This is a genomic window from Candidatus Polarisedimenticolaceae bacterium, assembly GCA_036275915.1.
Lineage (GTDB): Bacteria > Acidobacteriota > Polarisedimenticolia > Polarisedimenticolales > DASRJG01 > DASRJG01.
Genome location: DASUCV010000004.1, coordinates 264995 through 286856, shown reverse-complemented (window position 1 = coordinate 286856; position 21862 = coordinate 264995). Strand labels below are relative to the sequence as shown.

Genomic DNA, 21862 nt, shown 5'->3' with positions numbered 1-21862 from the left:
GTTACGAAGGCGTCATCCGTGCTTTTAGCGATGTTCGACGTACTATGATCGGCTGCCGATGAGCGACCTTCTCGTTCGTGTTCTCGGGTGGCCCGCTACGGTCCTCCATGGGGACCCTCAGGTCTACGCACGCTGGACCTGGTGTCGCCGGCGGCTGCAGCCTGGGCCGATCAAGGTCCTGGACGCCGGTTGCGGCAGCGGCGCGTTCACGATGGCCGCCGCGCGACGGGGCAACGACGCGTTGGGGCTGTCGTTCGACGAGCGCAACAACGCGATCGCCGCGGAGCGCGCCCGCACGCTTGGCCTCACGAACGTGCGGTTCGAGACCGCCGACCTACGCCGGCTGGACAGCCTGGCCCCGGCGTTGGGGACGTTCGACGAAGTCCTCTGCACCGAGGTCATCGAGCACATCATGGACGACCGCAAGCTCGTCCGGGACCTCGCGGCGCTTCTGAAGCCCGGCGGGCGCCTTCTGCTCACGACCCCGAACAAAGACTACCGACCGCTGGTCGGCGACGTTCTTTCGACGGTGGAGGACGGCGGCCACGTGCGCTGGGGCTATTCCCACGGCGAGATCCGCGCGCTGCTCGACGGAGCCGGCATCGACGTCGTGGAGGAGAGCTGGAACAGCGGCATCATCTCGCAGCAGCTCACGAATCTGACGCGGCTTCTCTCGCGTGTCGATCCACGCTTCGCATGGGCGGCCGTCTTCCCGCTCCGTGTGCTCACGCTGATCGACGAGCCGCTCACCAAGCTCCTCTCGTACCCGTACTTCAGCATCGCCGTCGTCGGCATCAAGCGCGCATGAGCTCGGCGGCCGCCGACGCCCCGGCCCGGGCGGTGCGCGACATCCGGCTCGTCCTCCTCGTCAACGTGCTGACGATCCCGCTCTCGCTCGCCACGAATCTCATCCTCGGGCGGATCTCGGCGGAGGCCCTCGGCTGGTACGGTGCGGTCCAGATCTTCGTCGCCGCGTTCAACACCTTCGTGATCCTCGGGGGGGCGCCCGTGTTCAGCCGCATGGTTCCCGCCATGCCTTCGGATGAGCGTCCGTCGTTCCTGCTCTCGTACTTCACTCTCGTCCTCGGCATCCTCAGTCTCGTCACGCTGGTCGCGCTCGTCGTCCCGGGGGCGCGCGAGGCTGTGCTGTCCCGGTTCGGCGGGCCGTCCTGGGCGCTCGCGTACGGCGTGTGCGCGATGGCGCTGGTGAACGCTTTCGCGACGCACTTTCTCTACGCGGTCGGTAAAGGGCCGCGTGCGGCGACGGCGCTCAAGCTGGTGATCGTCGGGTACTTCATCGCGGCGCTTCTCGCGGCGACGGTGCTTCGTGACGCGTTGACCCACGATCCCGCCGGCTACATGTGGCGCGCGACCGCGCTCGTCTATCTCGGGGCGGCGCTCGTGAGCGTGTTGTGGTTGAAGGAGACCGCCGAGTTCTCCGGAACGGTGCGCGCGCGCTTCGCCCTTCCCGCCGGGTTCTGGCCGGTCGTCGGTTATACGCACGTCGGCACGATCGTTGAGTTCACGTTCGGTCAGCTCTATCCGGCGCTCGTCTTGGTCTGGGTCGACGTGCTGGCGCTCAGCCGGCTCCACGCGGCTTTGCGCTTCGTGAGCCTTCTCGCCCTCGTCCCGGTCATGCTCACGTCGGTCTTGGCCCCCGGCTTGGCGAAGCTCGAGGCGAGCGGCCTGCGCGAGCAAGCGCTCCGACAGGCGGCCGCGGCCCTGCGGGGGTGCATCGTCTTCCTCGCGCCGTGCGTCTATGCGCTGATCCTCTTCGCTCCGGCGGCGATGGGGATCTTCGGCCACGATTTCGGCGATTACGCGCGCGTTCTCCGCTTCGTCGCGCCGATGGCGCTGGCGGGCCCGGTGGTCTACATCGGCGGAGGCATGGCGGTCGCCTTCGGTGCCTTTCGCGGCTATCTTTGGGTTTCGATGGTTTTCGTCGCCGCGAGCACGGTTCTGGCCTGCCTCGTGATCCCGCGTTGGGGCCTCCTGGGTGCCGCGGCTGCGGGGACCGTGGGGGCGTACGTGCAGCAGGCGGCGATGGCGCAGGTGATCCGGCGCAAGCTCGGGTTCCGAGTGCCGTTCCGCGCCTCGGCGGCGTGGATCGTGGCGCTCCTGACGCTGGCGTACGCCGAGCTCGTTCGTCCCGGCCCCGTCGCGGCGGCCGCAGGTTGGGTCGCCGCCCTCCTCTTGTTCGCGCTCTTGGGCTCCGTGCCGGTGGCCGAGGTCCGCAGCCTCGCCGCGCGTGCCCTGGGCGCGTCGTGAAGAATCTCGACGTCGCATCGCTGGGTGTCCCGCGGGCGCTTCTCCTCGTGCTCGCCGTGGCGGTCACGCTCGTCATGCAGCGTCTGCTCACGAGCCCGCTCGGGCAGCTCCTCTTCTTGGATCTGTGCATCATCGTGTTCATGGCGCTCGCCGTCGTCTTTCGCGCCGAAACGCGCCTTCCGCTCCTGTGCGACCCGCTTGTCATCGTCTACGTGTTCATGGCGCAATTCTTCGTGATCGGAGCGCCCGCGCTCTTCGTCCTCGATTTCCACATCTTCAGGCAACTGTCGCCCGAGCGAGGTCTCCTCATCCTCGGGTTGTTCGCCATCTTCACGGTGGCGTTCTTCGCGGGCTACCAGCTCCGCCTCGGCCAGGTCATCGCCGGATTCCTTCCCGACTTCGAGGGAACGCGACCGCGCATGCCGTGGATCTGGATCGAGACGCTCGTGACCGGCGTGGGACTCGCCGGCTGCGTCGCGTTCGTGCTCTCGCAGGGCGGTCTCATGGCGCTCCTGAGGACGGGATACGGCATGGGGGACAGCCAGCCGATCTATCAGCTCGCGTATCACATGCTCTTCGCCGGCACGCTCCTCATGGCGTGGCGCGTCATCGCGGGGGAGACGACGCACCGGTGGGCGTGGGCACCGCTCATGGGCGTGTTGGCGTTCGAGATCCTGTTTTTCGGAGTCCTCTCGGGCGCGCGCAAATGGCTCTTCTATCTTTTCTTCGGTCTCCTCGCGATGCGGCTCCTCCGCCGTGGGACGCGCGCGATTCCGAAGCTGCGCGTGGCGTTGATTCTGGCCGCCCTCGTTCTCTTCTTCTCGGTGTGGGGCGCCGTGAGAACGCGGCCGCTCACCGAGCTCGTCGGTGCCCAGGCGACCGATGCGCGCGTCGTCGGGCGCGAGCCCTTCTACATGGGGTACTTCAAGAGCGTGTCGGAGCCGTTCGAGGTGGCGTCTCTCGTCGTCGACATCTACCCCGCGCAGCAGCCCTACGAGCACGGACGCCCGATGCTCGTCACCGTTCTCGGGTTCATTCCCCGGTCCGTGTGGCCGGACAAGCCGGTGGGATTGGGTAAGAGCCTCACGCGCTATACGGACGGCTACCTCTTCCAGGCCGCCGCCGGTCACAGCATCGCGCCGACTCTCGTCGGGGATTTCTACGCGAGCTTCGGCTTGATCGGAGTGGTGTTCGGAGGGTTGGCGTTCGGGGTCGCCTGCCGCGCGATCGCCGCGTACGCCTCCATGGGGCTCGTCGCGGGGGTCCAGCTCACGGCCGCACGCGTCATCATTCCCGCCGTGTTCGTGGCCGGCCTTGCCGAGGTCCGCGGCGAGAGCGCCTTCCTGCTCGCCTTCTACATCATGGTGTTGACGCCGATCTCGCTCTGCTGCGGGTTGTCCCGGCTGTCGGAATGAGAGTGCTCGTGCCGGAAGCGGGCGCCGCCGCGGCGGTGGCCGCGACGCGTTGCCTCGGGCGGCACGGGCACGAGGTCGTCATCGGCCGAAGCCCGGGCGACGTGCCCCTCGCCGGTCTATCCCGGTACTGCGCGGCGATGGTTCCGCTGCCGAGCCCCGCCCGCTCGCCCCGCGCCTACGCGGACGCCGTCGGCGACGCGCTGCGCCGTTACGAATGCGACGCTCTCCTTCCGGTGACGGATCAATCGCTGCTTGCGCTGGCCGAGACCCGGGAGGAGATCGAAACGGTCGCCTCCTATTGCGCCGCCTCAGAGACCGCGCTGACCCTCGCCTCCGACAAGTGGATCGTCGCGGAGCACGGCCGTCGTCACGGTCTCGACGTGCCCGACTCCGCGCTCATCGCGCGCCCCGGAGATTGGGAAGCGGCGTCTGGTCGCGTGGGGGTTCCCTGCGTCGTCCGCTCGCGAACGAGCTTCCTGCGCGGCAGCTCCGGGCTGATCAAGCCTTCGAGCCGCGTGCACTTTCGTATGGACGATGCCGCCGGCGACGTGAACGAGCGCCTCGGTCGGGGGGAGGAGATGGTCGTGTCGGCGTACGTCGAAGGACGTGGGCGCGGCGTCTACCTCTTCCTCTGCGACGGCGAGGCGCGGCTGTGGTTCGGTCACGACCGGATCCGCGAGACCGACCCGCGCGGGGGGCCCGCCTGCGCCGCGCGCAGCCTGCCGCCTTCCCCCGCGATGGTCGAGCGCTGCCGTTCGCTCCTGGCCTCCTGGGGGTTCGAGGGCGCCGCGATGGTCGAGTTCCGGCGCGACGAAGCGACGGGACGGGAGTGGCTCGTCGAGGTGAACCCCCGCCTCTGGGGCTCGCTGCCGCTCGCGGTGCACGCCGGCGTCGAGTTCCCTCTGCATCAGGTGCTCTATTTCACCGAGGGGCGCCGCCCCTCGATGCCGAAGACCGTCCCCGCGATCGGGGCCCGGCAGCTCTCGGCGGAGCTGATCCACCTTCTCCACGCGTGGCAGGGTCCCCCCGCGGGCTGGGAGCGCGGGTACCCCACGTTTCGAGACGCGCTGCGCGACTTCGTCGACGGCTTCCGCGAAGGGCTGCGCTTCTACCACCAGAGCGCCGAAGATCCACTGCCCGGCGTCGTCGAGCCGATCGCAAATCTCGTCGCCGGCCTCCGCAAGGCGGCCGTGTGAGCGCCCGGGGCATCGTGCACGTGCACTCGTCGTATTCCTACGACTCGACGACACCGCTCGCGGAGATCGCCGCCTTGGCCCGGCGCGAAGGGCTGCGCTTCGTCGTGCAGACGGAGCACTCGAACGAGCTGACCGCGGCGGCCCACGCAGAGTACCGGAGGGAGACGGCCGACCTCTCCGGCCCGGATCTGCTCGTGGTCCCCGCCGTGGAGTACGCGAGCTCGGACAACGCGGTCCATGTGCTCGCGGTCGGCATCGATGAGTACTTCGACGATCTCGCGCGCTTCGATCTCTCCCGGCTCGACGACCTGCTCGAGCGCCTTGCGCGGCGGGGCGGGGCGTCGATCCTCGCCCATCCCGAGCGGGCCCACGCGATCGACAAGATCCCCGCCGGAACGCTGAGCCGCTTCGACGGCATCGAAGTGTGGAACGGAAAGACCGATCGGTGGGGTCCGTCGCCGCGCGCTCTCACGGCGCTCGCCGCGTCGCGCTCCGCCCGACCCGCCTTCGCGACTGCCGGCCTCGACCAGCATCGGCTGAGCGATTACCGTCGCGTCGGCCTGGAGCTTCCGGAAGCGCCATGTGACGCAGCCTCGCTCGTCGCCCTGCTCCGCGCGCGGCGCTTCGAGATCTTCTTCGGGCGCCTGCGTTGGGATCCGCACCGGGCCGGGGCGGGGTCCCGGGCGCTCGCGCGGTCGTCGCGATGGCTTCTGAGGCGGGCTCGTTATCTCAAGGCCAAGGCGCGAGCCGCCGTGGCGCGAGGCGGTCGATGATGACGGGGGCCTGGAGCGACGAGTGGGGACCCTGGGGACCCCCGGTTCCTTCGCGCGCGAAGGCCGAGATCAAGTTTCTGCTCGCCTCCGGAGTCGCGGCCGCGCGATCGCTCGTCGGCGGGCCTCGCGGCGTCGCGATCCTGAACTACCACGGCACCCCCCGCGATCGCGGCCACCTGTGGTGGCACGACTTCGCCGGACAGATGTCCTGGCTCGACGATCACGACTACCGCGTCGTCGGCCTCGGCGACGTCGTCGCGCACGTGTCGGGTGCGGCCACGCTTCCGCCGCGGACCGTGGCACTCACGTTCGACGACGGATGGAGCAACAACCTCGACGTCGCGTTCCCGCTCTTGCACCGCCGTGGATGGCCGGCGACCGTGTTCGTGCCGTCGGCGTTCCTCGACAGGCGGCCGTTCATGACTCGCGACGAGCTGCGCGAAGTGGTGGCGATGGGGTTCGAGGTCGGCAATCACACGCACTCGCACCCCGACGTCTCGACACTCTCGGGGGCGGCGCTCCGGGAAGAGGTTCGCACATGCTCTTCGGTCCTCGAGGACGTCCTCGGCGTCGCTCCCCGTTACTTCTGCTTTCCTTACGGACGCTACGATCCGGCGTCGCGGGCGATCGTCGCGGAGTCGGGGTTCGCCGGCGCATGTTCGGGACGCTGCGCGTTCAATCGACAGGGTGACGATCCGTTTCTCCTCCGGCGTTGGCTGCAGGAGCCGGGTGAGGGGACGCGCCAGCTCGCGGTCCGCATGGCGGGGGGCTACGGATTTCTCGATCTTCGGCAGCGGTCGATGGATAACGGCCGCCGAACGTGACGGAAAGTCCTTGATTTCGCTACCTTTTGCGACCCGGCGCGATTCCGGCGATCCGCGTGAAACGACGTATATTAAGGGCTTCACACGGAGATCGGACCGCCTTGCTCCCGTACGCCCTCAGCCTGGTCGTGGGCTTCCTCGTCAGCGCTGGGATCCTCCCGGCGGTCATTCGATTCGCCAACAAGTTCGGCGTGGTGGACCAGCCGGGCGGGCGACGTGCGCACCAGCATGCGGTGCCGCGGCTCGGTGGAATCGGGATCTTTCTCGGGTTCGTGGCGGGGACGGGATGCGCGACGCTCGCCGCGGGACGCGCCTCGAGCCTCGGCGATCCGACCGAGTTCTCCTGGAAATGGCTCGCGGTCGGCATGTCGCTGATCTTCGCCTCCGGCATCCTCGACGACCTCTTCCAGCTCAAGCCCTCCACGAAGCTCCTGCTCCAGTTGGCGGCGACGACCATCGCGGTCATGTCCGGATTCACGATCCGCTCGGTGACCTCGCCGTTCGGGGGCGTCATCAATCTGGGCGTGCTCAGCCCGTTCATCACGGGGGCGTGGATCCTGCTCATCATGAACGCGGTCAATCTCATCGACGGCCTCGACGGCCTCGCGGGCGGTCTCGCGCTCATCGTGACGGCGACGGTCGCATCGATCGCCGTGCGCTTGGAACAGTTCGGCGTCGTGATCTCCGCGGTCGCGCTGGCCGGCGCCCTCATCGGATTCCTGCGCCACAACTTCGCGCCGGCGAGAATCTTCATGGGCGACGGCGGCAGTCAGTTTCTCGGCTACGTCCTCGCGGTGATCTCGATCCGCGGCTCGCAGAAAGGCCCGACGGCGGTCGCGATCCTGGTCCCCGTCCTGATCCTCGGCTTGCCGATCCTCGACGTCGCGACGACGATCGCGCGGCGGACGCGTCGCGCGCTTCCCACGACGCGGAATCCGATCGCCATCCTGCGCTCGGTCTCCCGAGCGGACCGCGAGCATCTGCATCACAACCTGCTCGATCTCGGCATCTCCCCTCGGGCCGCGGTCCTCGCGATGTACCTCGTGGCCTCGCTGTTCGCGCTGTCGGGCTATCTCGCCCTCGCGCTGAACAGTCTTCCCGTCGCCGGGATCGTGCTGGCGGTTTCGATCGGATCGGTCTTCCTCATCAAATCGATCGGGCGGTTCTATGCGGGCGGAGCGTCGCACGCGAAGGACCGGCCGAGCGACGTGCTGCTGGGCCAGGGCACCCCCGACCGGTCGGAGACGGCTGCCGGCACGCCCGTGCAGCCGGGGCGCTGAGCCGGGCTCGCCCACCCGGACCATCCCTTCGATGAGCGCGCTCGCCGGAGGCGCCGCAATGCGGCGCTGGGTCGTCCTGACGGTGGTCGCGCTGCTGGCGGCCTCGGCAGCTCACGCCGAGACCATCGTGGGAACGGACGGCGGACCGGCATGGGCTGTCGGTCCCGTCGTTCTCTACCCGTCCTTCCAGGCGGCGATCGAGTACACCGACAATCTTCTCTCTCTCTCGAACGAGCTGAACCCCGCCGGCACCTGGATCAAGTCGATCTCGCCGGGAATGCTCCTCGAGTGGCGCTTCTCGCACAGCCTCGCCCAGATCGGCTACGACCTCTCGACGCGCAACTACAGCATCGACCGGGCCAAGTGGATCGACACCCACGCGGCGTTCGCGGCGCTCGACCTCGAGTTCAGCAACGGCACGTACGTCCGGATGAGGGACGACTACCGCCAGGGGATCCTTGACGTCCAGGTGGGCGATCCCGGCGCGGAGGTGCCGTTCCGGAATCAGGAGTACCGCACGAACCTCGGCGTGATCGACGTCGGGCACCAGCGCGAGCAGCAGCACAGGATCGGTCTCACCGGCCGCATTCTCGACACGACGTACCAGCCGCCGCTCCTGGCGCCGTACTTCGACGAGTCGGGATGGTGGCTGGCGCCCGACGTCGAGTGGCGGACCGGACCGAGGACCTGGATCGTCGGTTCCGCGGTCGGCGGCCGTGTCACCTTCGACCGGCCGGCGTCGCTTCTGTTTACTCCCGACCATCGCACGGAGGTCGAGCAGGGGGTACGGCTGGGAGCGCGGTTCGAGCTCGCCCGTCATGCGACCCTGCAGTTCGAGGTCGGCCCCGACCGGCAGGAATACACGGGCACGGCACCGTCGAACTTTCGTGGGATTGTGGGGAGCTTCGCGCTCCAGAATACGAGCGTCTCCGGACCACATTGGTCGGTCGACCTCGACCGCGACGCCTATCCGTCGATTTTCGGGGACAACAACTACTTCGTCAGCAATCAGATCACCGTGCGCGGGGAGTCCCCGCGCGGGACGTTGCTGCGATTCGGCGGTTCGACCGCCTACTACCGCAACGACTATCCGACGGATCCCGAGCACCGCCTCGATCGCAGCTGGTGGACCTATGCGTGGATGGGAGTGCGTCAAGGGGTCTGGGTCGAGTGGCGCGCGACCGTGCGGTACGATGTCCGGTCGAGCACGCTGCCTGGGGCGGACTACACCGCTCTGACCTACGGGGTCGCGCTGGTGGTGGGCCGCTAGAGCGGCGGAAGGGAGACCGATGGTGCGGAACGGGATTCGACGGCTCGCGTGGGGATGCGTCCTCTGTCTCGCCGGCTCCACGTGGGCGGCGACCGTGCTCACCTCGTTGACCGAGACCCGCGACGGGACGACCGGCGACCGCATCGTCTCTTTTCAATTCGCTCCGGCGATTCCACCGTTCGAGATCTCCATCGCCGGCGAGCACCGGTTCGTCATCGTCGACGCGTTGCCCGCCGAAGGCTCCTCCCTCGGCTCCGCCCTCCAGGTCACGGGCGGCCACGCGCGATTCGATCTCGGGACCGCGGCGGCGCGGGTCGTGGGAGTCAAGTCGCAGGGTGATCGGCTCGACGTACGCTTGGCGCCGGCCGACGCGGATCCCGCGGCTCAAGCCGGGTACAAGATCGGGCCGGCCGATCTCGTGAATATCCTGGTCTACAAGAACGCGGACATCTCGGGCGACTACTCGGTGAGCCCCGACGGCACGATCGCCCTGCCCCTCGTGGGAGCGCTGTCCGCGTCCGGCCTCGACGAGAACCAGCTCGCGGACAAGGTGCGCGAGAAGCTTTCCGATTTCCTCGTCGATCCGCAGGTGTCGGTGATGGTGAAGACGTATCAGAGCCAGTACGTCTACGTGACCGGCTCCGTGCCGCGCGCCTCCCGCGTCGCGCTCCGCCCCGCGATGACGCTGAACGACATCCTCAGCGAGGCCGGCGTGACGCTCCTGCCCGGTCAGCGGTTCACGCTGTCGCACCGTGGCGAGGCGCAGCCGTTCGCCTCCTACGAGTCGTCGACGAACGAAGCGGACCGGACCGCGGCGCTGAAGGACGGCGACGTCATCTCGGTGGAGGAGCCGAAGTATTTCTACGTGCAGGGCGAGGTGCGCCACCAAGGACGCTTCCCCCTCACGGGCGGCGTGACGCTGCTCGAGGCGCTCGCCGTGGCCGAGGGGCTGACCGACTGGGCGAGCAAGAAGGATGTCCGGATCCTCCGCTCGACCGGCGGACAGAAACGTGAAATCGAGGTGAATCTCAACAAGGTCGAAGGCCGAAAGGCCGAGGATCCCAAGCTCGAGGCCGGAGATTACATCCTGGTCAAGCGGCGGATCCTCTAGGCGAGTTGTCAAAACCCGCGCGCGTTCCGTATATTCGGGCGGACGTCGGCACGGGAACGGGAGTACGAGTTGGACACGATCGGCGATCGGCGCACGGCGGAAGGCAGCCTCCACCTCCGCGACTACTGGAAGACGATCTCGCAGGGGCGGTACACGATCCTGTCGGTGCTCGCCGTCGTCATCGGCGTCACCCTCATGCGCGTGCTTCTTGCGACCCCGGTCTATCAGGCCACGGCGGTCGTCGAGATCAAGCCCGAGGCGAAGCGCATCCTCCCCGGCCAGGAGCAGTACGTCGGCGCGGAGGGCGGCAACTGGATCGCCGAAGAGAAATACTTCAATACGCAGATCGAGGTGATCAAGAGCCGCGACGTCGCCGAGAAGACGTTTCGCCGCTTGCACCTGGAGAAGCACCCGCTGTTCGCGAAGGCCGCCGATCCGATCGGGGCGTTCCAGCGCCGAATCGAGATCAAGCCGCGCATCGAGACACGGCTCGTCGCCGTCAGCATGACCGGCCCGGACCCCAAAGAGGTCGCGGAATGGGTGAATACGCTGGCCGACGTCTACGTCCGCCGCAACGTCGATCAGGCCGTCTCGAGCTTCCAGGCGATCCTCGACGAGATCAACCGCGGCCTCGTGACGTCCCGCGCGAGCATCGGACAGGCCGATGTCGAGCGCCTGCAGCTCGCCGCGTCGCGCGATCTCTACGTGCCCGAGAACCAATCCGACGTCCTCAAGCACAACCTCCAGGCGTACAACGACGAGCTGACCAAGGTGAGCGTCGAGATCGGGTCGCTCTCCTCCGAGCTCAAGAGCCTCGCCGACGTCCGGGCCTCCCACGGCGACTACACCTCGCTCCCGCGCATCGGTCAGGATCCGGTCGTCATCGACCTCACCTCGCAGAAGCTCGTCGCGGAGCGTGAGCTCCAGCGCCTCTCGCTCGAGAAGAAGCCACAGCATCCCGAGTACGTCGCGAAGTCGAAGGATGTTGAAAAACTGAACCAGCGGCTCGACGCACAGATCCAGGTCATCGCCGAGAAGCTCCAGACGCAGTACGACCTCGCCGCGAGCAATAAGACCTACCTCGAAAAACAAATTCGCCAGACCCAGGAAGAATCATTCCGCGTCCAGCAGGCGACCTCGAGCTACGATCTCGCGAAGAATGACGCCGAGAGCAAGCGAAAGGTCTACGACCTGGTCCACGAAACGATGGAACGGATCTCAATGGGGGCGCAGCTCATCGCGCTCAACAACAACGTCGCGATTCTCGACAAGGCCATCGAGCCGAGGTACCCGATCGAGCCGCAGAAGCTCACGGCGCTCGTCATCGGAGGTGCCCTCGGCCTCATGATCGGCGTCGTGCTGGTCCTCTTTCTGAATTACCTCGACAACACGATCCGCACCCCCGACGACATCGAGCACTACCTTGGGATCGGTGTGCTCGCGATCGTGCCCCGCGTGCGCGGCGAGATCTCCCACTTCGCCCGCGAGGCGTACCAGAGCCTGCGCACCAGCGTCCTCTTCTCGAGCCACAATCGGGAGAAGAGGGTCGTCCTGCTCACGAGCGCGGGCCCGCAGGAAGGCAAGTCCTCGACGACGGCGGCGCTCGCGCGCACGCTCGCGACCACGGGCGACCGGGTCGTCTTGCTCGATTGCGACCTGAGGCGCCCCACGCAGCACGTGCACATGAACGTCGCTCGCGAGCCGGGCATTTCGAACTACATCTTCGAGAGCAAAGACGACGACTACCGGCCGTACCTCGTGGCGACCGACCTCGCGACCTTGCAGCTCCTCCCCTGCGGCGCCATCCCCCCGAGCCCTCCCGACCTCATCGGGAGCCAGAAGTTCCGGAGCCTCATCCAAGCGCTGCGCGCCGACTTCGATTGGGTCGTCATCGACAGCCCGCCGATCGCGAACTTGACCGACACGATCGTCCTCGCCTCGCTCGCCGAGATGGTCGCCTTCGTCATCCGGCACAACGAGAGCGACCGCGATCTGATCCGCCGCTCGATCAAGCAGCTGCGCGACGTCCGCGCCAACGTCATCGGCGCGGTCTTGAACGCGGTCGATCTCGACAAGGCGGCGAACAAGGGTTACTACGCGCTGGGCTACGACTACATCAGGGACGACGAGAAGTCGCAGAAGCGCTCGCGCCGCTCGCGGAGCGCCGAGCCGGGCGACCGGAAGATCGCTCTCTGACGGTCAGGCCGTAACGGCCCGGACGCGCTTCTTGAAGTCGGCGAACGTCGCCGCAAGGCCGTCCGTGATCGAGGTCTTCGGCTCCCAACCGAGCTTCGATCTCGCGCGCGTGATGTCGGGCTGGCGCACCTTGGGATCGTCGACGGGGAGGGCCTCGTGGACGATCGGCGCCGCGACCCCGGCGAGCGCCTTGATCTCCTCCGCCATGCGCAGCACGGTCCACTCCTCCGGATTGCCGATGTTCACCGGGTCCGTGAGGTTCGAGTGGAGGAGGCGCACGATGCCGTCGACGAGATCGTCGACGTAGCAGAAGGAGCGCGTCTGGGAGCCGTCGCCGTAGACGGTGAGCGGCCGTCCATGGAGTGCCTGGAGCAGGAAGTTCGGGATGGCGCGGCCGTCCTCGAGGCGCATGCGCGGGCCGAACGTGTTGAAGATCCGGACGATCGACGTTTTGACGCCGTGGACCCGATGGTAGGCCATCGTCATCGCCTCGGCGAAACGCTTCGCCTCGTCGTACACGCCGCGAGGGCCGACCGGATTGACGTTGCCCCAGTACGACTCGGGCTGGGGGTGGACGAGCGGGTCGCCGTAGACCTCCGACGTCGAGGCGAGTAGGAACCGCGCGTCCTTGGCCTTCGCGAGCCCGAGGGCGTTGTGGGTGCCGAGGGACCCCACCTTGAGCGTCTGGATCGGCAGCTCGTGGTAGTCGCGGGGGCTCGCCGGGCTTGCGAAATGGAGCACCGCATGGAGTGGGCCGTCGAGGAAGATGTAGTTCGTCACGTCGTGGTGGACGAACCTGAAGTCCGGGTGGCCGGCGAGGTGCGCGATGTTGTCGGTGGACCCCGTGACGAGATTGTCCATCGCGACCACGCGGTATCCCTCGGCGAGCAGCCGGTCGCACAGGTGCGACCCGAGGAACCCTGCACCTCCGGTGACGAGAGCGCGCTTCTTCATCGGGCATGGATTCTAGCGCAGGGCTTCGTCGCGAACGACCAGGCGTAGCTTTCCGCGCGCCGTTCTCGGGATCGCCTCCACCAGCTCGAAGCCGACCTCGAGCCGGTCGCCGAAGCGCGCGCGGCATTCCTGGAGCAGCGCGTCGCGATCGGCCGAGGTGAACCCGGGACGCGGGACGACGGCGATCGTGCACCGGCCTGGGCCGGACTGGCGGATCTGTGCTTCCGCGACGCGCACCGCGTCCTTGAAGAGATGGTCGAGACGGCCGACGCGCGTCCCGTCGGCCAGCTCGAGCAGGTCCTCGCTCCGGCCGTCGATCGCCTCGAGCACGCGCCCCGGCAGACCACACCCACAGGGGGTGCCGAGCGGCCGGGCGAGATCGCCCGTGTCGTAACGGAAGAAGGGCATGGCGAAGTTGCCGAGCGAGGTTCCGAGGATGCGGACCATGCCGTCGCCGGCCGGCGCGAGCTCGACCGCCGCAAAGTCTTCGTCGACGTGGAGTCGCCCCAGGGCGCACTCCGAGGCGTTCGCCACCATCTCCGCCAGCCCGTAGTGCTGCTTGGGACGAACGCCGAACACCTCCTCGATGAGCCGCGCCTGCGTGCCGAAGACGTTTTCCGCGCCAAGCGTGATGACGGAAGGCCGGGGCGCTTCGATTCCGCCGGCGGCGAGGAGCTGTGCGAAGTAGGCGACGAACGACGGATAGCCGTGGAGCCAGGGGAGGCCCCGCTCGGCGATCGCGCGAGCGTAGAGATGCGCGTTGTCCGCGCGGAGGTGGTACTGGCTGAAGAGGACCTGGCGCCCGGGCCGGTTCGTGCGCCACGGCCTCGGGTCGTCCTTGCCGCCGGGCACGATCGATCGTCCCGCGAAGGTCGCCGCCCAGGTCGTGAGATCGAGCGCGTGCCGCCGCCGGTAACGCCACCAGACCGCCCACTGGTCACGGATCGCGTCGACCGTCGTGAAGAAGACGAGCCCGGCGCCGGTCGTCCCGCTCGTGTGCACCTTGCGGAGCGTCTTCCTGTCGCTACCACTGGCGATGAGCGCCGGCCCCGCCGCGAGGATCTCGGCCTTGGTGAGCACGGGCAGCGCGGCGAGATCGTCGGGGCCCTCGATGCGCTCCGGGTCGAGACCGGCTTCTCGGAACCGCGAGCCCCAGAACGGGATCTCTCGCGCAGCGTGGGTCGCGATCGTGCGCAGCTTCCGGCGGCGGAGGTCGTGGATCTCATCTGGGGAGAGGCGGTCGGCCTGTTCGTAAGCGGCCAGGCGCCGCGCGAAATCGCCGCCGTAGCGCTCGCGGCGCTGGAGCCAACCTTCGAGGCCCAAAGCCATCGATTGAAGGCCGCGCGGGAGATGCGGGTAAAGCCGCTCCTTGAGAGAGACGTGCGGCGCGAGGCTGGGAGGTGTCGCGGGACGGCTCAACGGGCTCCTCGATCGGGCGCCGCCTATAATAGCGAGGAGAGACCGATGGAATCCTCCCATGTGACCGTCTGCCGCGCGCTTCGCGCGGCGTACCCGCGAACCGCTCCGTTCCACCCGGGCGAGCGCTATCCCGAGGCCACGAGCCCGGAAGTCGATCCCGAGGGAAACGCCGCGTACGAGGCGGTGCGGAGAGTCTTCGCGACCGCCGGCCTCGACACCGCGCGGTTCGGCACCCCATCGTGGAATCCGCTCGGCGGTTACGTTCGTCCCGGCGACACGGTCCTCCTGAAGCCGAACCTCGTCAAGGAGAGCCACCCGCGCGATCCGGAAGGCTGGCGGTACGTCCTCACGCACGGCAGCGTGATCCGCGCCGTCGCCGACTACGTCGCGATCGCTCTCCAGGGCCGCGGACGCATCTGGCTCGCCGACGCGCCGCAGACCGATTCGTCGTGGACCAAGATCGTCGAGGTGCTCGATCTTCCGGCGCTCGTCGAGCATTTCGCGCGCCGCGGCGTGCCGTTCGAGCTCGTCGATCTGCGCCGTGAGGAGTGGACGCACCGGGACGGCGTCGTCCTCGCGCGCCGGCCTCTTGCGGGCGATCCGCGCGGCTACGTCGCCTTCGATCTCGGCGAGCGAAGCGAGTTCTTCGGCCACCGCGGCGAAGGCCGGTACTACGGCGCCGACTACGTGACCTCCGAGGTCAACGCGCACCACTCCGGGCGGCGTCACGAGTACCTGATCAGCGGCAGCGCGATCCAAGCCGACGTCTTCATCAACCTTCCGAAGCTGAAGACGCACAAGAAGGCCGGGATCACCTGCTCGCTCAAGAATCTCGTCGGGATCAACGGCGACAAGAACTGGCTGCCCCACCACACGCTCGGCGCGCCGGGGGAGGGCGGCGACGAGGTGCCGCACCTGACCTGGCGCCGGCGGCTCGAGCGCCGAGGTGTGAGCCTCATGCGCAAGACGGCGCTCGCGGTTCCCGTCGTGGGCCCGCGCGTCTTCTCCCGCGTGAAGAGCGCAGGGAAGGTCGCTTTCGGCGACACGGAGTCCGTCGTCAGGAGCGGCAACTGGTTCGGCAACGACACGACGTGGCGGATGTGCCTCGATCTCAACAAGGCGCTGCTCTACGGCCGTCCCGACGGGACGCTCGCCGGGGAGCGCAGCAAGCGCTATCTCACGCTGGTCGACGGCATCGTCGCCGGCGACGGTCGTGGGCCGATGAATCCGGATCCGGTCGAGGCCGGCGTCGTGCTGTTCGGCGCCGATCCCGCCGTCGTCGATGCGGCCTGCGCCGTCTTCATGGGGTTCGATCCGGCGAAGATCCCGATCGTGCGCGAGGCGTTCGGCGCCCGCGGCCTCGCGATCACCGACGTGCCCGTCGAGGCGATTCGCGTCGTCTCGGACGAAGCGGCGTGGAGCCGCGCGCTCGCCGACCTGGACCCGGAGAGCCTCTTCCGCTTCCGGCCCCACTTCGGATGGGCTGGTCACATCGAGGCCGAGCGCTCGCCGGTCGAGCGCTAACGATTCCTCACGGCGCGGTGCCGCAGGTAGCCCGGAAGATCGCGCGGCCTCTCCAGGCACGCCGCCGCGATGAGGAGCTGCACGTTGCGGCGCCTCGTGCCGCGGTAGAAGTCCAAGGGGTGTCCGGAGCGCAGCGGCAGCGTGAGCGCGAGACGCCACGCGTCGGCAGGAACCGCGACGAAGGCCGCCTCCGGCAGAAGGTCCGGGAAGAGCTTCCGCACGTGGGCGAGCGCGAGCCCCGCGCCGCCGAGCCCGCCCCATGCGCGGAGCCGCTCGGCGACGGTCGTCCATGAGAATCCCGGCGTCGCCGCGCGACGCCCGAGCTCGATCACCCACTTGAGGCGCCGGTCGAAGTAATGCTGCACGTGATGGAGGAGCAGATGCGCGACCGCGTCGTGCTCGTCCAGCCGAAGTACCTTGCGGCCGTCGATCTCGTGCGCGATCGCACGCGCGAACAACCCCTCGTCGTCGATCCGGTAGCGCACGTCCTGGCCGAGGCTCCAGTGGATCTCGAGCGCCACGCCGACCGGGCCGGGTGCGGTGAGCGGCATCTCGAAGCTGCTCTTCAGCCAGTGCGTGCGCTCCGGTTCGGGCGGCAGTGCCCAACCGGCATCGGTCAGCGCCGCGAACGCGGCGTCGCGCTCGTCACGGCGCACGAGGAGATCGATGTCGTCGAGCGTGCGCTCGTCGAACGAGGCGTAGAGGCGCGGGAGGACGTCGACGCCCTTGAGCGCGATCGGCCGGATACCGCGCGCCGCGAGAAGGTCCAAGGCCTGCTCGAGGCGCGCGAGCAGCAGCAGGTTGTCGACGCGGGTCTTCGCGCGGATCGGAGCGAGCTGCGCGGCGGCATCGCCCAGACGCGAAGCCGAAACGAGCAGCGCGTGCACCGCCGGCGCGACGTCGGCCTCGCGTGCGAGCGCCACGAAGACCGCCGGTCGCAACGCGGGATCGACCTCGTCCCACCGCTCGCGCAACACCGCGAGGAGGGCGAGCGCCTCGCGGCGGTCGCTCACGGCGCGCCCGGCGGCTTCACCGTCCGGCCGAGGAGCTTCTCCGTCGCGCCGGACAGGAAGCCGATCCCATAGCCGAAGTGGAGCGTCGGGAGGATGAAGAGGAGGCGCCAGGCCTGCGCCCCCGCGCGGGGGATCTTCGACAGCGCGAACGCGACGATGACCGCGGCGTACGAGGCGAAGAAGGACGCTCCGGCGAGGCGGGCGGCACGGGACCCGGCGAGCGCTCCCGCGAACACGATCGCCGCGACGACGAACACCGACGGCAGCACGTACTTCCACTTGAAGATGTCGGGATGCTTTCGCAAGATGCGCGCCTTGACGAGCCCGACGGTCGTGATCTGCCGCCAGAGCGCGCCGAGGCTCGGGCGCGGCAGGTACCAGAAGCGGATCGAAGGATCGAGGAGCAGCGTGAACCCCGCCTTGCGGATGCGCGTGTTCATGTCGAGGTCCTCGACGACGGCGAGCGACTCGTCGAACGGACCGACGCGATCGAGGACCGCGCGCTTGAACGAGCCGGTCTGGAGCGACTCGACGTGCGTGCGCGCGGCGAGCGTACGGTAGGGGACCGCGCCCACGGCGATCTTCGCGTAGAGCGCCTCGACGAGGGCGCGGCGGAACGGCGTGTCGGCGAGCATCCGCACGGGGCCGCCGACGACCGATTCACCGGTCTCTTCCATGACCGCGACGATGCGGGTCAGGTAGTCCGGGGCGACGTAGGAATGACCGTCGACGCGCGTCACGATCTCCCCGCGAGACGCTCCGATCGCGACGTTCAGGGCGGCGGGTGCCGTGCGTCCGGGGTTCTCCAGGATCCGGATGCGCCCCGTGGGATCGATCGCGCTCAAGATCGCGCGCGTCCGGTCGGTCGAGCCGCCGTCGCACATCAGGATCTCGTACCGGTCGTGCGGATAGTCCTGGTCGAGCAGCGAGCGGGTGAGGCGCTCGATCGTGGCCTCTTCGTTCCGGATCGGGACGACGATGGAGATGAAGGGGTTCAAGGGGGCACCGGCGGGAGAGAATATAGGACTTGCTACACTCCGCGCACCGATGAATCCGGCCGCCAGCTGGCTCCTCCTCCGCGTGGCTCCGACGATCGCGTACGCCTACATCCGCCTCCTCCACGCCACGATGAAGATCGAGGTCCGCGGGGCGGAGGCGCTCGCCGCGGCGAGGCGCGACCCGGGGAAGTACATCCTCTGCTTCTGGCACTCGCGCTTCCTGCTCATGCCGTACAGCTATCCGGGCCCGCGCATCGTCGTGCTCTCCAGCCTCCACCGCGACGCCGAGGCGCTCGTCCGGATCCTGCGGAAGTTCGGCATCGAGCAGGCGCGCGGATCGTCGACGCGGGGAGGCATGAGCGGCATGCGCCAGATCCTCCGCAAGGTCGAGGACGGCTGCGACGTGGGCATGACCCCCGACGGCCCGAAGGGCCCGCGCCGCCGCGTGCAGCCGGGGGTCGTCGCGGTCGCGCGCTTCACCGGCCTTCCGATCATCCCCGTGACGTTCTCGGCGACCCCCGTCCGCCGCTTGCGCTCGTGGGACCGCACGATGATGCCGAAGCTCTTCTCGCGCGGGCTCTTCATTTACGGGACGCCGATCGTCGTCCCTCGCGACGCGGACGAGGCCGAGCAGGAGCGGAAGCGCCTGGCGCTCGAGGCCGAGCTCGACCGAATCACCGACGCCGCCGACGACGCGATCGGCGAGCCGCGCGAGGAGCCCCGCCCCGAGGTGGTCCCCGCGTGAGCCGGCGCCTGCGCATCGTGCTCTCCGCGGGCGAGGCGTCGGGGGATCGCCTCGGCGCGGGCCTCGCCAGGGCGCTCCGCGCGCTCCGGCCCGACGTCGAGCTGATCGGCATGGGAGGGGACGAGATGGAGGCCGCTGGCGTGACGCTCGTCGAGCATGCCCGCGACGTCGCGGTCGTCGGCTTCACGGAGGTGGTCCGCCACCTTCCGACGATCCGGCGGGCCATGACGCATCTCACGTCGGTCTGCCGCGAAGGCGCGGATCTCCTCGTGCCGATCGATTTCCCCGATTTCAACCTGCGCCTCGCGGCGCGCGCGCACGACGCGCGCGTTCCGATCGTCTACTACGTGAGCCCGCAGGTCTGGGCCTGGCGTCGCCGGCGCGTCGAGCTCATCAAGCGCCTCGTGCGGCGCGTGCTCGTTCTTTTCCCGTTCGAGCGCGGGTTCTACGACGCCGCCGGGGTGCCGGCGACGTTCGTCGGCCACCCCGCGGCGGCGTCCCGCGACCGCGCCTCGAGAGCCGATCTCCTCCCGCGCCTCGGGCTCGACCCGTCGCGGCCGGTCGTAGCGCTCCTCCCGGGCAGCCGGCGCGGCGAGGTGGCCCGGCTGTTCCCGATCCTCCTCGCGGCGGCACGCCGTATCGCGACCGGCCACCCCGACGCACAGTTCGTCGTTCCCCGCGCGAGCACGTTGCCCGACGGGTTCCTCGAGGGGATCGCCGGGACGGAGGGGCCTCGTGTCACGATCGCAGCGGGCGCTTATCCGGGGATCCTCGAGGTCGCGGACGCCGGTGCCGTCGCCTCGGGCACCGCGACCCTCGACGCGGCGCTCGCGGGGCTCCCGTTCGTCGCCTTCTATCGCATGCAGCCGCTCACCTACGCGATCGCGCGCAGCCTCGTCCGGGTCGACCACATCGCGCTGCCCAACCTGGTCGCGGGGCGACGCCTCGTCACGGAGCTGGTCCAGGGAGACTGCACCCCCGACGCGATCGCCCGGGAGGTCGCCCGGCTCCTCGACGATCCCGCCGCTTCTTCCGCCCTGCGGCGCGGCCTGGCCGGCCTCGAGGAAGCGCTCCACGGCGACGGAGCGTTCGCGCGCGCCGCGGAGGCGGTCCTTGCGGAGGCGGAAGCGGCTATGGTCCAATCCGCCCCCCGATGATCCGCTCGATGACCGGATACGGCCTGGGGACCGCGGAGATGGGCGGCCTCAAGGTCACGATCGAGCTTCGCACGGTGAACAACCGGTTCGCGGACCTCAAGCTCCGGCTTCCGGACGAGCTGCTGCCGTTCGAGCCCGAGCTCCGGCGACGGGTGCTCGCCACCGTGAAGCGCGGACGGCTCGAGCTCGACCTCCGCTTCGACCGGGCCGGCGCCGTCGGGGCACCGGTCGTCCTCGACAAGGCGGTCGTCGAGGCGGCGCTCGCGGCGGCCGCGGAGCTCAGGGACGGCTACGGGGTCCGCGGCGAGTGGGACCTCGCCACGCTCCTTCGCGTGCCGGGCATTCTCGTGCCGGCGGGGCGCCCGCGCGAGATCGACGACGCCTCCCGCGCCGCGATCGAGCGCGCGCTCGACGGCGCGCTCGCCGCCCTCGACCGCGAGCGGGTGCGCGAAGGCGAGTCGCTCGCCGCGGACCTGCGCGCCCGCGTCGATCGCATGGAGGCGCACGTCGGCGCGGTGCGCGCGAAGGCGGAAGTCTTTCCCGCCGCCGTGCACAAGCGCATCCTCGAGCGCGTCGCTCCGCTCGTGGCGCAGGTGCCGCTCGACCCCGCTCGCGTCGCGCAAGAGGCGGCGTTCCTCGCCGACCGGGCCGACGTCACGGAGGAGCTGGTCCGTCTCACCGGTCATCTCGCCCAGGCGCGTGCGCTCCTCGCCGGCGGCGACGAGCCGGTCGGCAAGCGCCTCGACTTTCTCCTCCAGGAGATCAACCGCGAGACGAACACGATCGCGAGCAAGTCGGGCGACCTCGCCATCAGCCGCCTGGCGCTCGAGCTGAAATCGGAGTGCGAGAAGTTCCGCGAGCAGATCCAGAACATCGAATGAGCGGCACCCTCTTCGTCATCTCCGCCCCGTCGGGAACCGGGAAGAGCACGCTCGCGCGGCGCCTGCTCGAGTCGGTCCCCGGGCTCGCCTTCTCGATCTCCTACACCACGCGGCCTCGCCGCGCGGGGGAGGAGAGCGGACGCGACTATCACTTCGTCGACGAGCCGCGGTTCGAGGCGATGGTCGCGGCCGGAGAGCTTCTCGAGTGGGCCCCGGTCTTCGGACGGAAGTACGGGACCGGGCGCCGGGCCACCGAGGAGGCGCTCGGCAAGGGCCTCGACCTGCTCCTCGACATCGACGTGCAAGGAGCCGCCCAGGTCCGCGATTCCGGGCTTCCGGCGGTCTCGATCTTCGTCCTTCCGCCGGATTTCACCACCCTGGAAGACCGTCTCCGGCACCGCGGGAGCGAGGACCCGAAGGAGCTGGCCCTTCGCCTCCACGAGGCGAGACGCGAGGCGATGGAGTACGATCACTTCGACTACGTCGTCCTCAATGCCGATCTGGAGGAGGCGACGGGGGAGCTGGTCTCCATCGTCAGGGCGGAGCGGGCGAGGTGCGCGCGGCGGCGCGAGCGTGTGAAGTCGGTCCTGGCGACCTTTCCTTCGTGACAGGAGCGTTCATGTTCAAGATTCCGGAGTCGTTCGGCAGCAAGTACCGGTTCGTCATGCTGGCGGCGCTACGCGCCGAGCAGCTCCAGCAGGGAGCCCTGCCGCGCGTCGAGACCGTCTCGCACAAGCCGACCGTGATGGCCCAGGAAGAGGTCGCCGCCGGTGTGGTCGAGGCGTGGGACGGAAGCGAGCCCGCGCAGCCGGAGACGCCGGCCGAGTCCGAAGGCTAG

20 protein-coding genes are annotated in these 21862 nt (G+C 69.1%); 16 read left to right on the top strand and 4 right to left on the bottom strand.

What is annotated here, in order from left to right:
• Positions 1 to 58: 58 nt before the first annotated feature.
• The 10 genes from VFV19_03455 to VFV19_03410 all read left to right on the top strand — a co-directional run bounded on the left by VFV19_03455 (position 59) and on the right by VFV19_03410 (position 12333).
• Positions 59 to 808 (top strand): methyltransferase domain-containing protein, encoded by a 750-nt coding sequence (locus VFV19_03455; GenBank protein HEX4823344.1) that lies wholly within the window; start codon positions 59 to 61, stop codon positions 806 to 808.
• Positions 805 to 2268, top strand: coding sequence for a hypothetical protein (locus VFV19_03450; GenBank protein HEX4823343.1), 1464 nt, complete (start codon positions 805 to 807; stop codon positions 2266 to 2268). Before VFV19_03455 ends, VFV19_03450 begins: the two co-directional genes overlap by 4 nt.
• Positions 2265 to 3683 carry an O-antigen polymerase gene (locus tag VFV19_03445; protein ID HEX4823342.1) on the top strand — a complete coding sequence of 473 codons (1419 nt, stop codon included), beginning with the start codon at positions 2265 to 2267 and terminating at the stop codon, positions 3681 to 3683. Before VFV19_03450 ends, VFV19_03445 begins: the two co-directional genes overlap by 4 nt.
• Positions 3680 to 4879 carry an ATP-grasp domain-containing protein gene (locus VFV19_03440; GenBank protein ID HEX4823341.1) on the top strand — a complete coding sequence of 400 codons (1200 nt, stop codon included), beginning with the start codon at positions 3680 to 3682 and terminating at the stop codon, positions 4877 to 4879. Before VFV19_03445 ends, VFV19_03440 begins: the two co-directional genes overlap by 4 nt.
• A complete protein-coding gene (locus VFV19_03435) occupies positions 4876 to 5652 on the top strand; it encodes a hypothetical protein (GenBank protein HEX4823340.1) in 777 nt (258 codons plus the stop codon). The genes VFV19_03440 and VFV19_03435 overlap by 4 nt, the downstream gene beginning before the upstream one ends.
• A complete protein-coding gene (locus tag VFV19_03430) occupies positions 5649 to 6476 on the top strand; it encodes a polysaccharide deacetylase family protein (GenBank protein HEX4823339.1) in 828 nt (275 codons plus the stop codon). Before VFV19_03435 ends, VFV19_03430 begins: the two co-directional genes overlap by 4 nt.
• 101 nt (positions 6477 to 6577) lie before the next feature.
• Positions 6578 to 7756 (top strand): MraY family glycosyltransferase, encoded by a 1179-nt coding sequence (locus tag VFV19_03425; protein ID HEX4823338.1) that lies wholly within the window; start codon positions 6578 to 6580, stop codon positions 7754 to 7756.
• A gap of 31 nt (positions 7757 to 7787) precedes the next feature.
• A complete protein-coding gene (locus VFV19_03420) occupies positions 7788 to 9026 on the top strand; it encodes a hypothetical protein (GenBank protein ID HEX4823337.1) in 1239 nt (412 codons plus the stop codon).
• A 19-nt stretch (positions 9027 to 9045) separates the two neighbouring features.
• Positions 9046 to 10137 (top strand): polysaccharide biosynthesis/export family protein, encoded by a 1092-nt coding sequence (locus VFV19_03415; protein ID HEX4823336.1) that lies wholly within the window; start codon positions 9046 to 9048, stop codon positions 10135 to 10137.
• Between the two features lie 69 nt (positions 10138 to 10206).
• On the top strand, positions 10207 to 12333 hold the full coding sequence (locus VFV19_03410; protein ID HEX4823335.1) for a polysaccharide biosynthesis tyrosine autokinase: 2127 nt from the start codon (positions 10207 to 10209) through the stop codon (positions 12331 to 12333).
• 3 nt (positions 12334 to 12336) lie between these two features.
• Here the strand turns inward: VFV19_03410 and VFV19_03405 are convergent, their stop codons facing one another.
• Both VFV19_03405 and VFV19_03400 read right to left on the bottom strand, forming a co-directional pair.
• On the bottom strand, positions 12337 to 13287 hold the full coding sequence (locus VFV19_03405) for a UDP-glucuronic acid decarboxylase family protein (GenBank protein HEX4823334.1): 951 nt from the start codon (positions 13285 to 13287) through the stop codon (positions 12337 to 12339).
• Positions 13288 to 13299: 12 nt separating this feature from the next.
• Positions 13300 to 14706: a hypothetical protein gene (locus VFV19_03400; protein ID HEX4823333.1), complete on the bottom strand. Its 1407-nt coding sequence runs from the start codon at positions 14704 to 14706 to the stop codon at positions 13300 to 13302.
• A 45-nt stretch (positions 14707 to 14751) separates the two neighbouring features.
• On the opposite strand from VFV19_03400, the gene VFV19_03395 reads away from it, so the two are divergent.
• Complete coding sequence (locus VFV19_03395) at positions 14752 to 16230, top strand: DUF362 domain-containing protein (protein ID HEX4823332.1); 1479 nt, start codon at positions 14752 to 14754, stop codon at positions 16228 to 16230.
• Here VFV19_03395 and VFV19_03390 read toward each other — a convergent pair.
• Entirely contained in the window at positions 16227 to 17243 is a 1017-nt protein-coding gene (locus VFV19_03390) for a nucleotidyltransferase family protein (GenBank protein HEX4823331.1), read from the bottom strand. The genes VFV19_03395 and VFV19_03390 overlap by 4 nt on opposite strands.
• The gene (locus VFV19_03385) at positions 17240 to 18241 is read right to left on the bottom strand and encodes a glycosyltransferase family 2 protein (protein HEX4823330.1); all 1002 of its coding nucleotides are present in this window, start codon (positions 18239 to 18241) and stop codon (positions 17240 to 17242) included. The genes VFV19_03390 and VFV19_03385 overlap by 4 nt, the downstream gene beginning before the upstream one ends.
• Positions 18242 to 18290: 49 nt before the next feature.
• Between VFV19_03385 and VFV19_03380 the strand changes: the two genes are divergently transcribed.
• Genes VFV19_03380 through rpoZ form a run of 5 tightly spaced genes read left to right on the top strand, consistent with a single transcriptional unit; the run spans position 18291 to position 21862 of the window.
• A complete protein-coding gene (locus VFV19_03380) occupies positions 18291 to 18986 on the top strand; it encodes a lysophospholipid acyltransferase family protein (protein HEX4823329.1) in 696 nt (231 codons plus the stop codon).
• Positions 18983 to 20143, top strand: coding sequence for a lipid-A-disaccharide synthase (gene lpxB / locus VFV19_03375; GenBank protein HEX4823328.1), 1161 nt, complete (start codon positions 18983 to 18985; stop codon positions 20141 to 20143). The genes VFV19_03380 and lpxB overlap by 4 nt, the downstream gene beginning before the upstream one ends.
• Entirely contained in the window at positions 20140 to 21024 is an 885-nt protein-coding gene (locus VFV19_03370; GenBank protein HEX4823327.1) for a YicC/YloC family endoribonuclease, read from the top strand. The genes lpxB and VFV19_03370 overlap by 4 nt, the downstream gene beginning before the upstream one ends.
• Complete coding sequence (gmk, locus tag VFV19_03365; protein HEX4823326.1) at positions 21021 to 21632, top strand: guanylate kinase; 612 nt, start codon at positions 21021 to 21023, stop codon at positions 21630 to 21632. Before VFV19_03370 ends, gmk begins: the two co-directional genes overlap by 4 nt.
• Positions 21633 to 21643: 11 nt before the next feature.
• On the top strand, positions 21644 to 21862 hold the full coding sequence (gene rpoZ / locus VFV19_03360; GenBank protein HEX4823325.1) for a DNA-directed RNA polymerase subunit omega: 219 nt from the start codon (positions 21644 to 21646) through the stop codon (positions 21860 to 21862).

Bases quoted from the DNA above. Each gene is read 5' to 3' on its own strand.
- VFV19_03455 (HEX4823344.1), top strand. From the start codon at position 59: ATGAGCGACCTTCTCGTTCGTGTTCTCGGGTGGCCCGCTACGGTCCTC.
- VFV19_03450 (HEX4823343.1), top strand. From the start codon at position 805: ATGAGCTCGGCGGCCGCCGACGCCCCGGCCCGGGCGGTGCGCGACATC.
- VFV19_03440 (HEX4823341.1), top strand. From the start codon at position 3,680: ATGAGAGTGCTCGTGCCGGAAGCGGGCGCCGCCGCGGCGGTGGCCGCG.
- VFV19_03430 (HEX4823339.1), top strand. From the start codon at position 5,649: ATGATGACGGGGGCCTGGAGCGACGAGTGGGGACCCTGGGGACCCCCG.
- VFV19_03420 (HEX4823337.1), top strand. From the start codon at position 7,788: ATGAGCGCGCTCGCCGGAGGCGCCGCAATGCGGCGCTGGGTCGTCCTG.
- VFV19_03415 (HEX4823336.1), top strand. From the start codon at position 9,046: ATGGTGCGGAACGGGATTCGACGGCTCGCGTGGGGATGCGTCCTCTGT.
- VFV19_03405 (HEX4823334.1), bottom strand. From the start codon at position 13,287: ATGAAGAAGCGCGCTCTCGTCACCGGAGGTGCAGGGTTCCTCGGGTCG.
- VFV19_03395 (HEX4823332.1), top strand. From the start codon at position 14,752: ATGGAATCCTCCCATGTGACCGTCTGCCGCGCGCTTCGCGCGGCGTAC.
- VFV19_03380 (HEX4823329.1), top strand. From the start codon at position 18,291: ATGAATCCGGCCGCCAGCTGGCTCCTCCTCCGCGTGGCTCCGACGATC.
- VFV19_03370 (HEX4823327.1), top strand. From the start codon at position 20,140: ATGATCCGCTCGATGACCGGATACGGCCTGGGGACCGCGGAGATGGGC.
- gmk (HEX4823326.1), top strand. From the start codon at position 21,021: ATGAGCGGCACCCTCTTCGTCATCTCCGCCCCGTCGGGAACCGGGAAG.
- rpoZ (HEX4823325.1), top strand. From the start codon at position 21,644: ATGTTCAAGATTCCGGAGTCGTTCGGCAGCAAGTACCGGTTCGTCATG.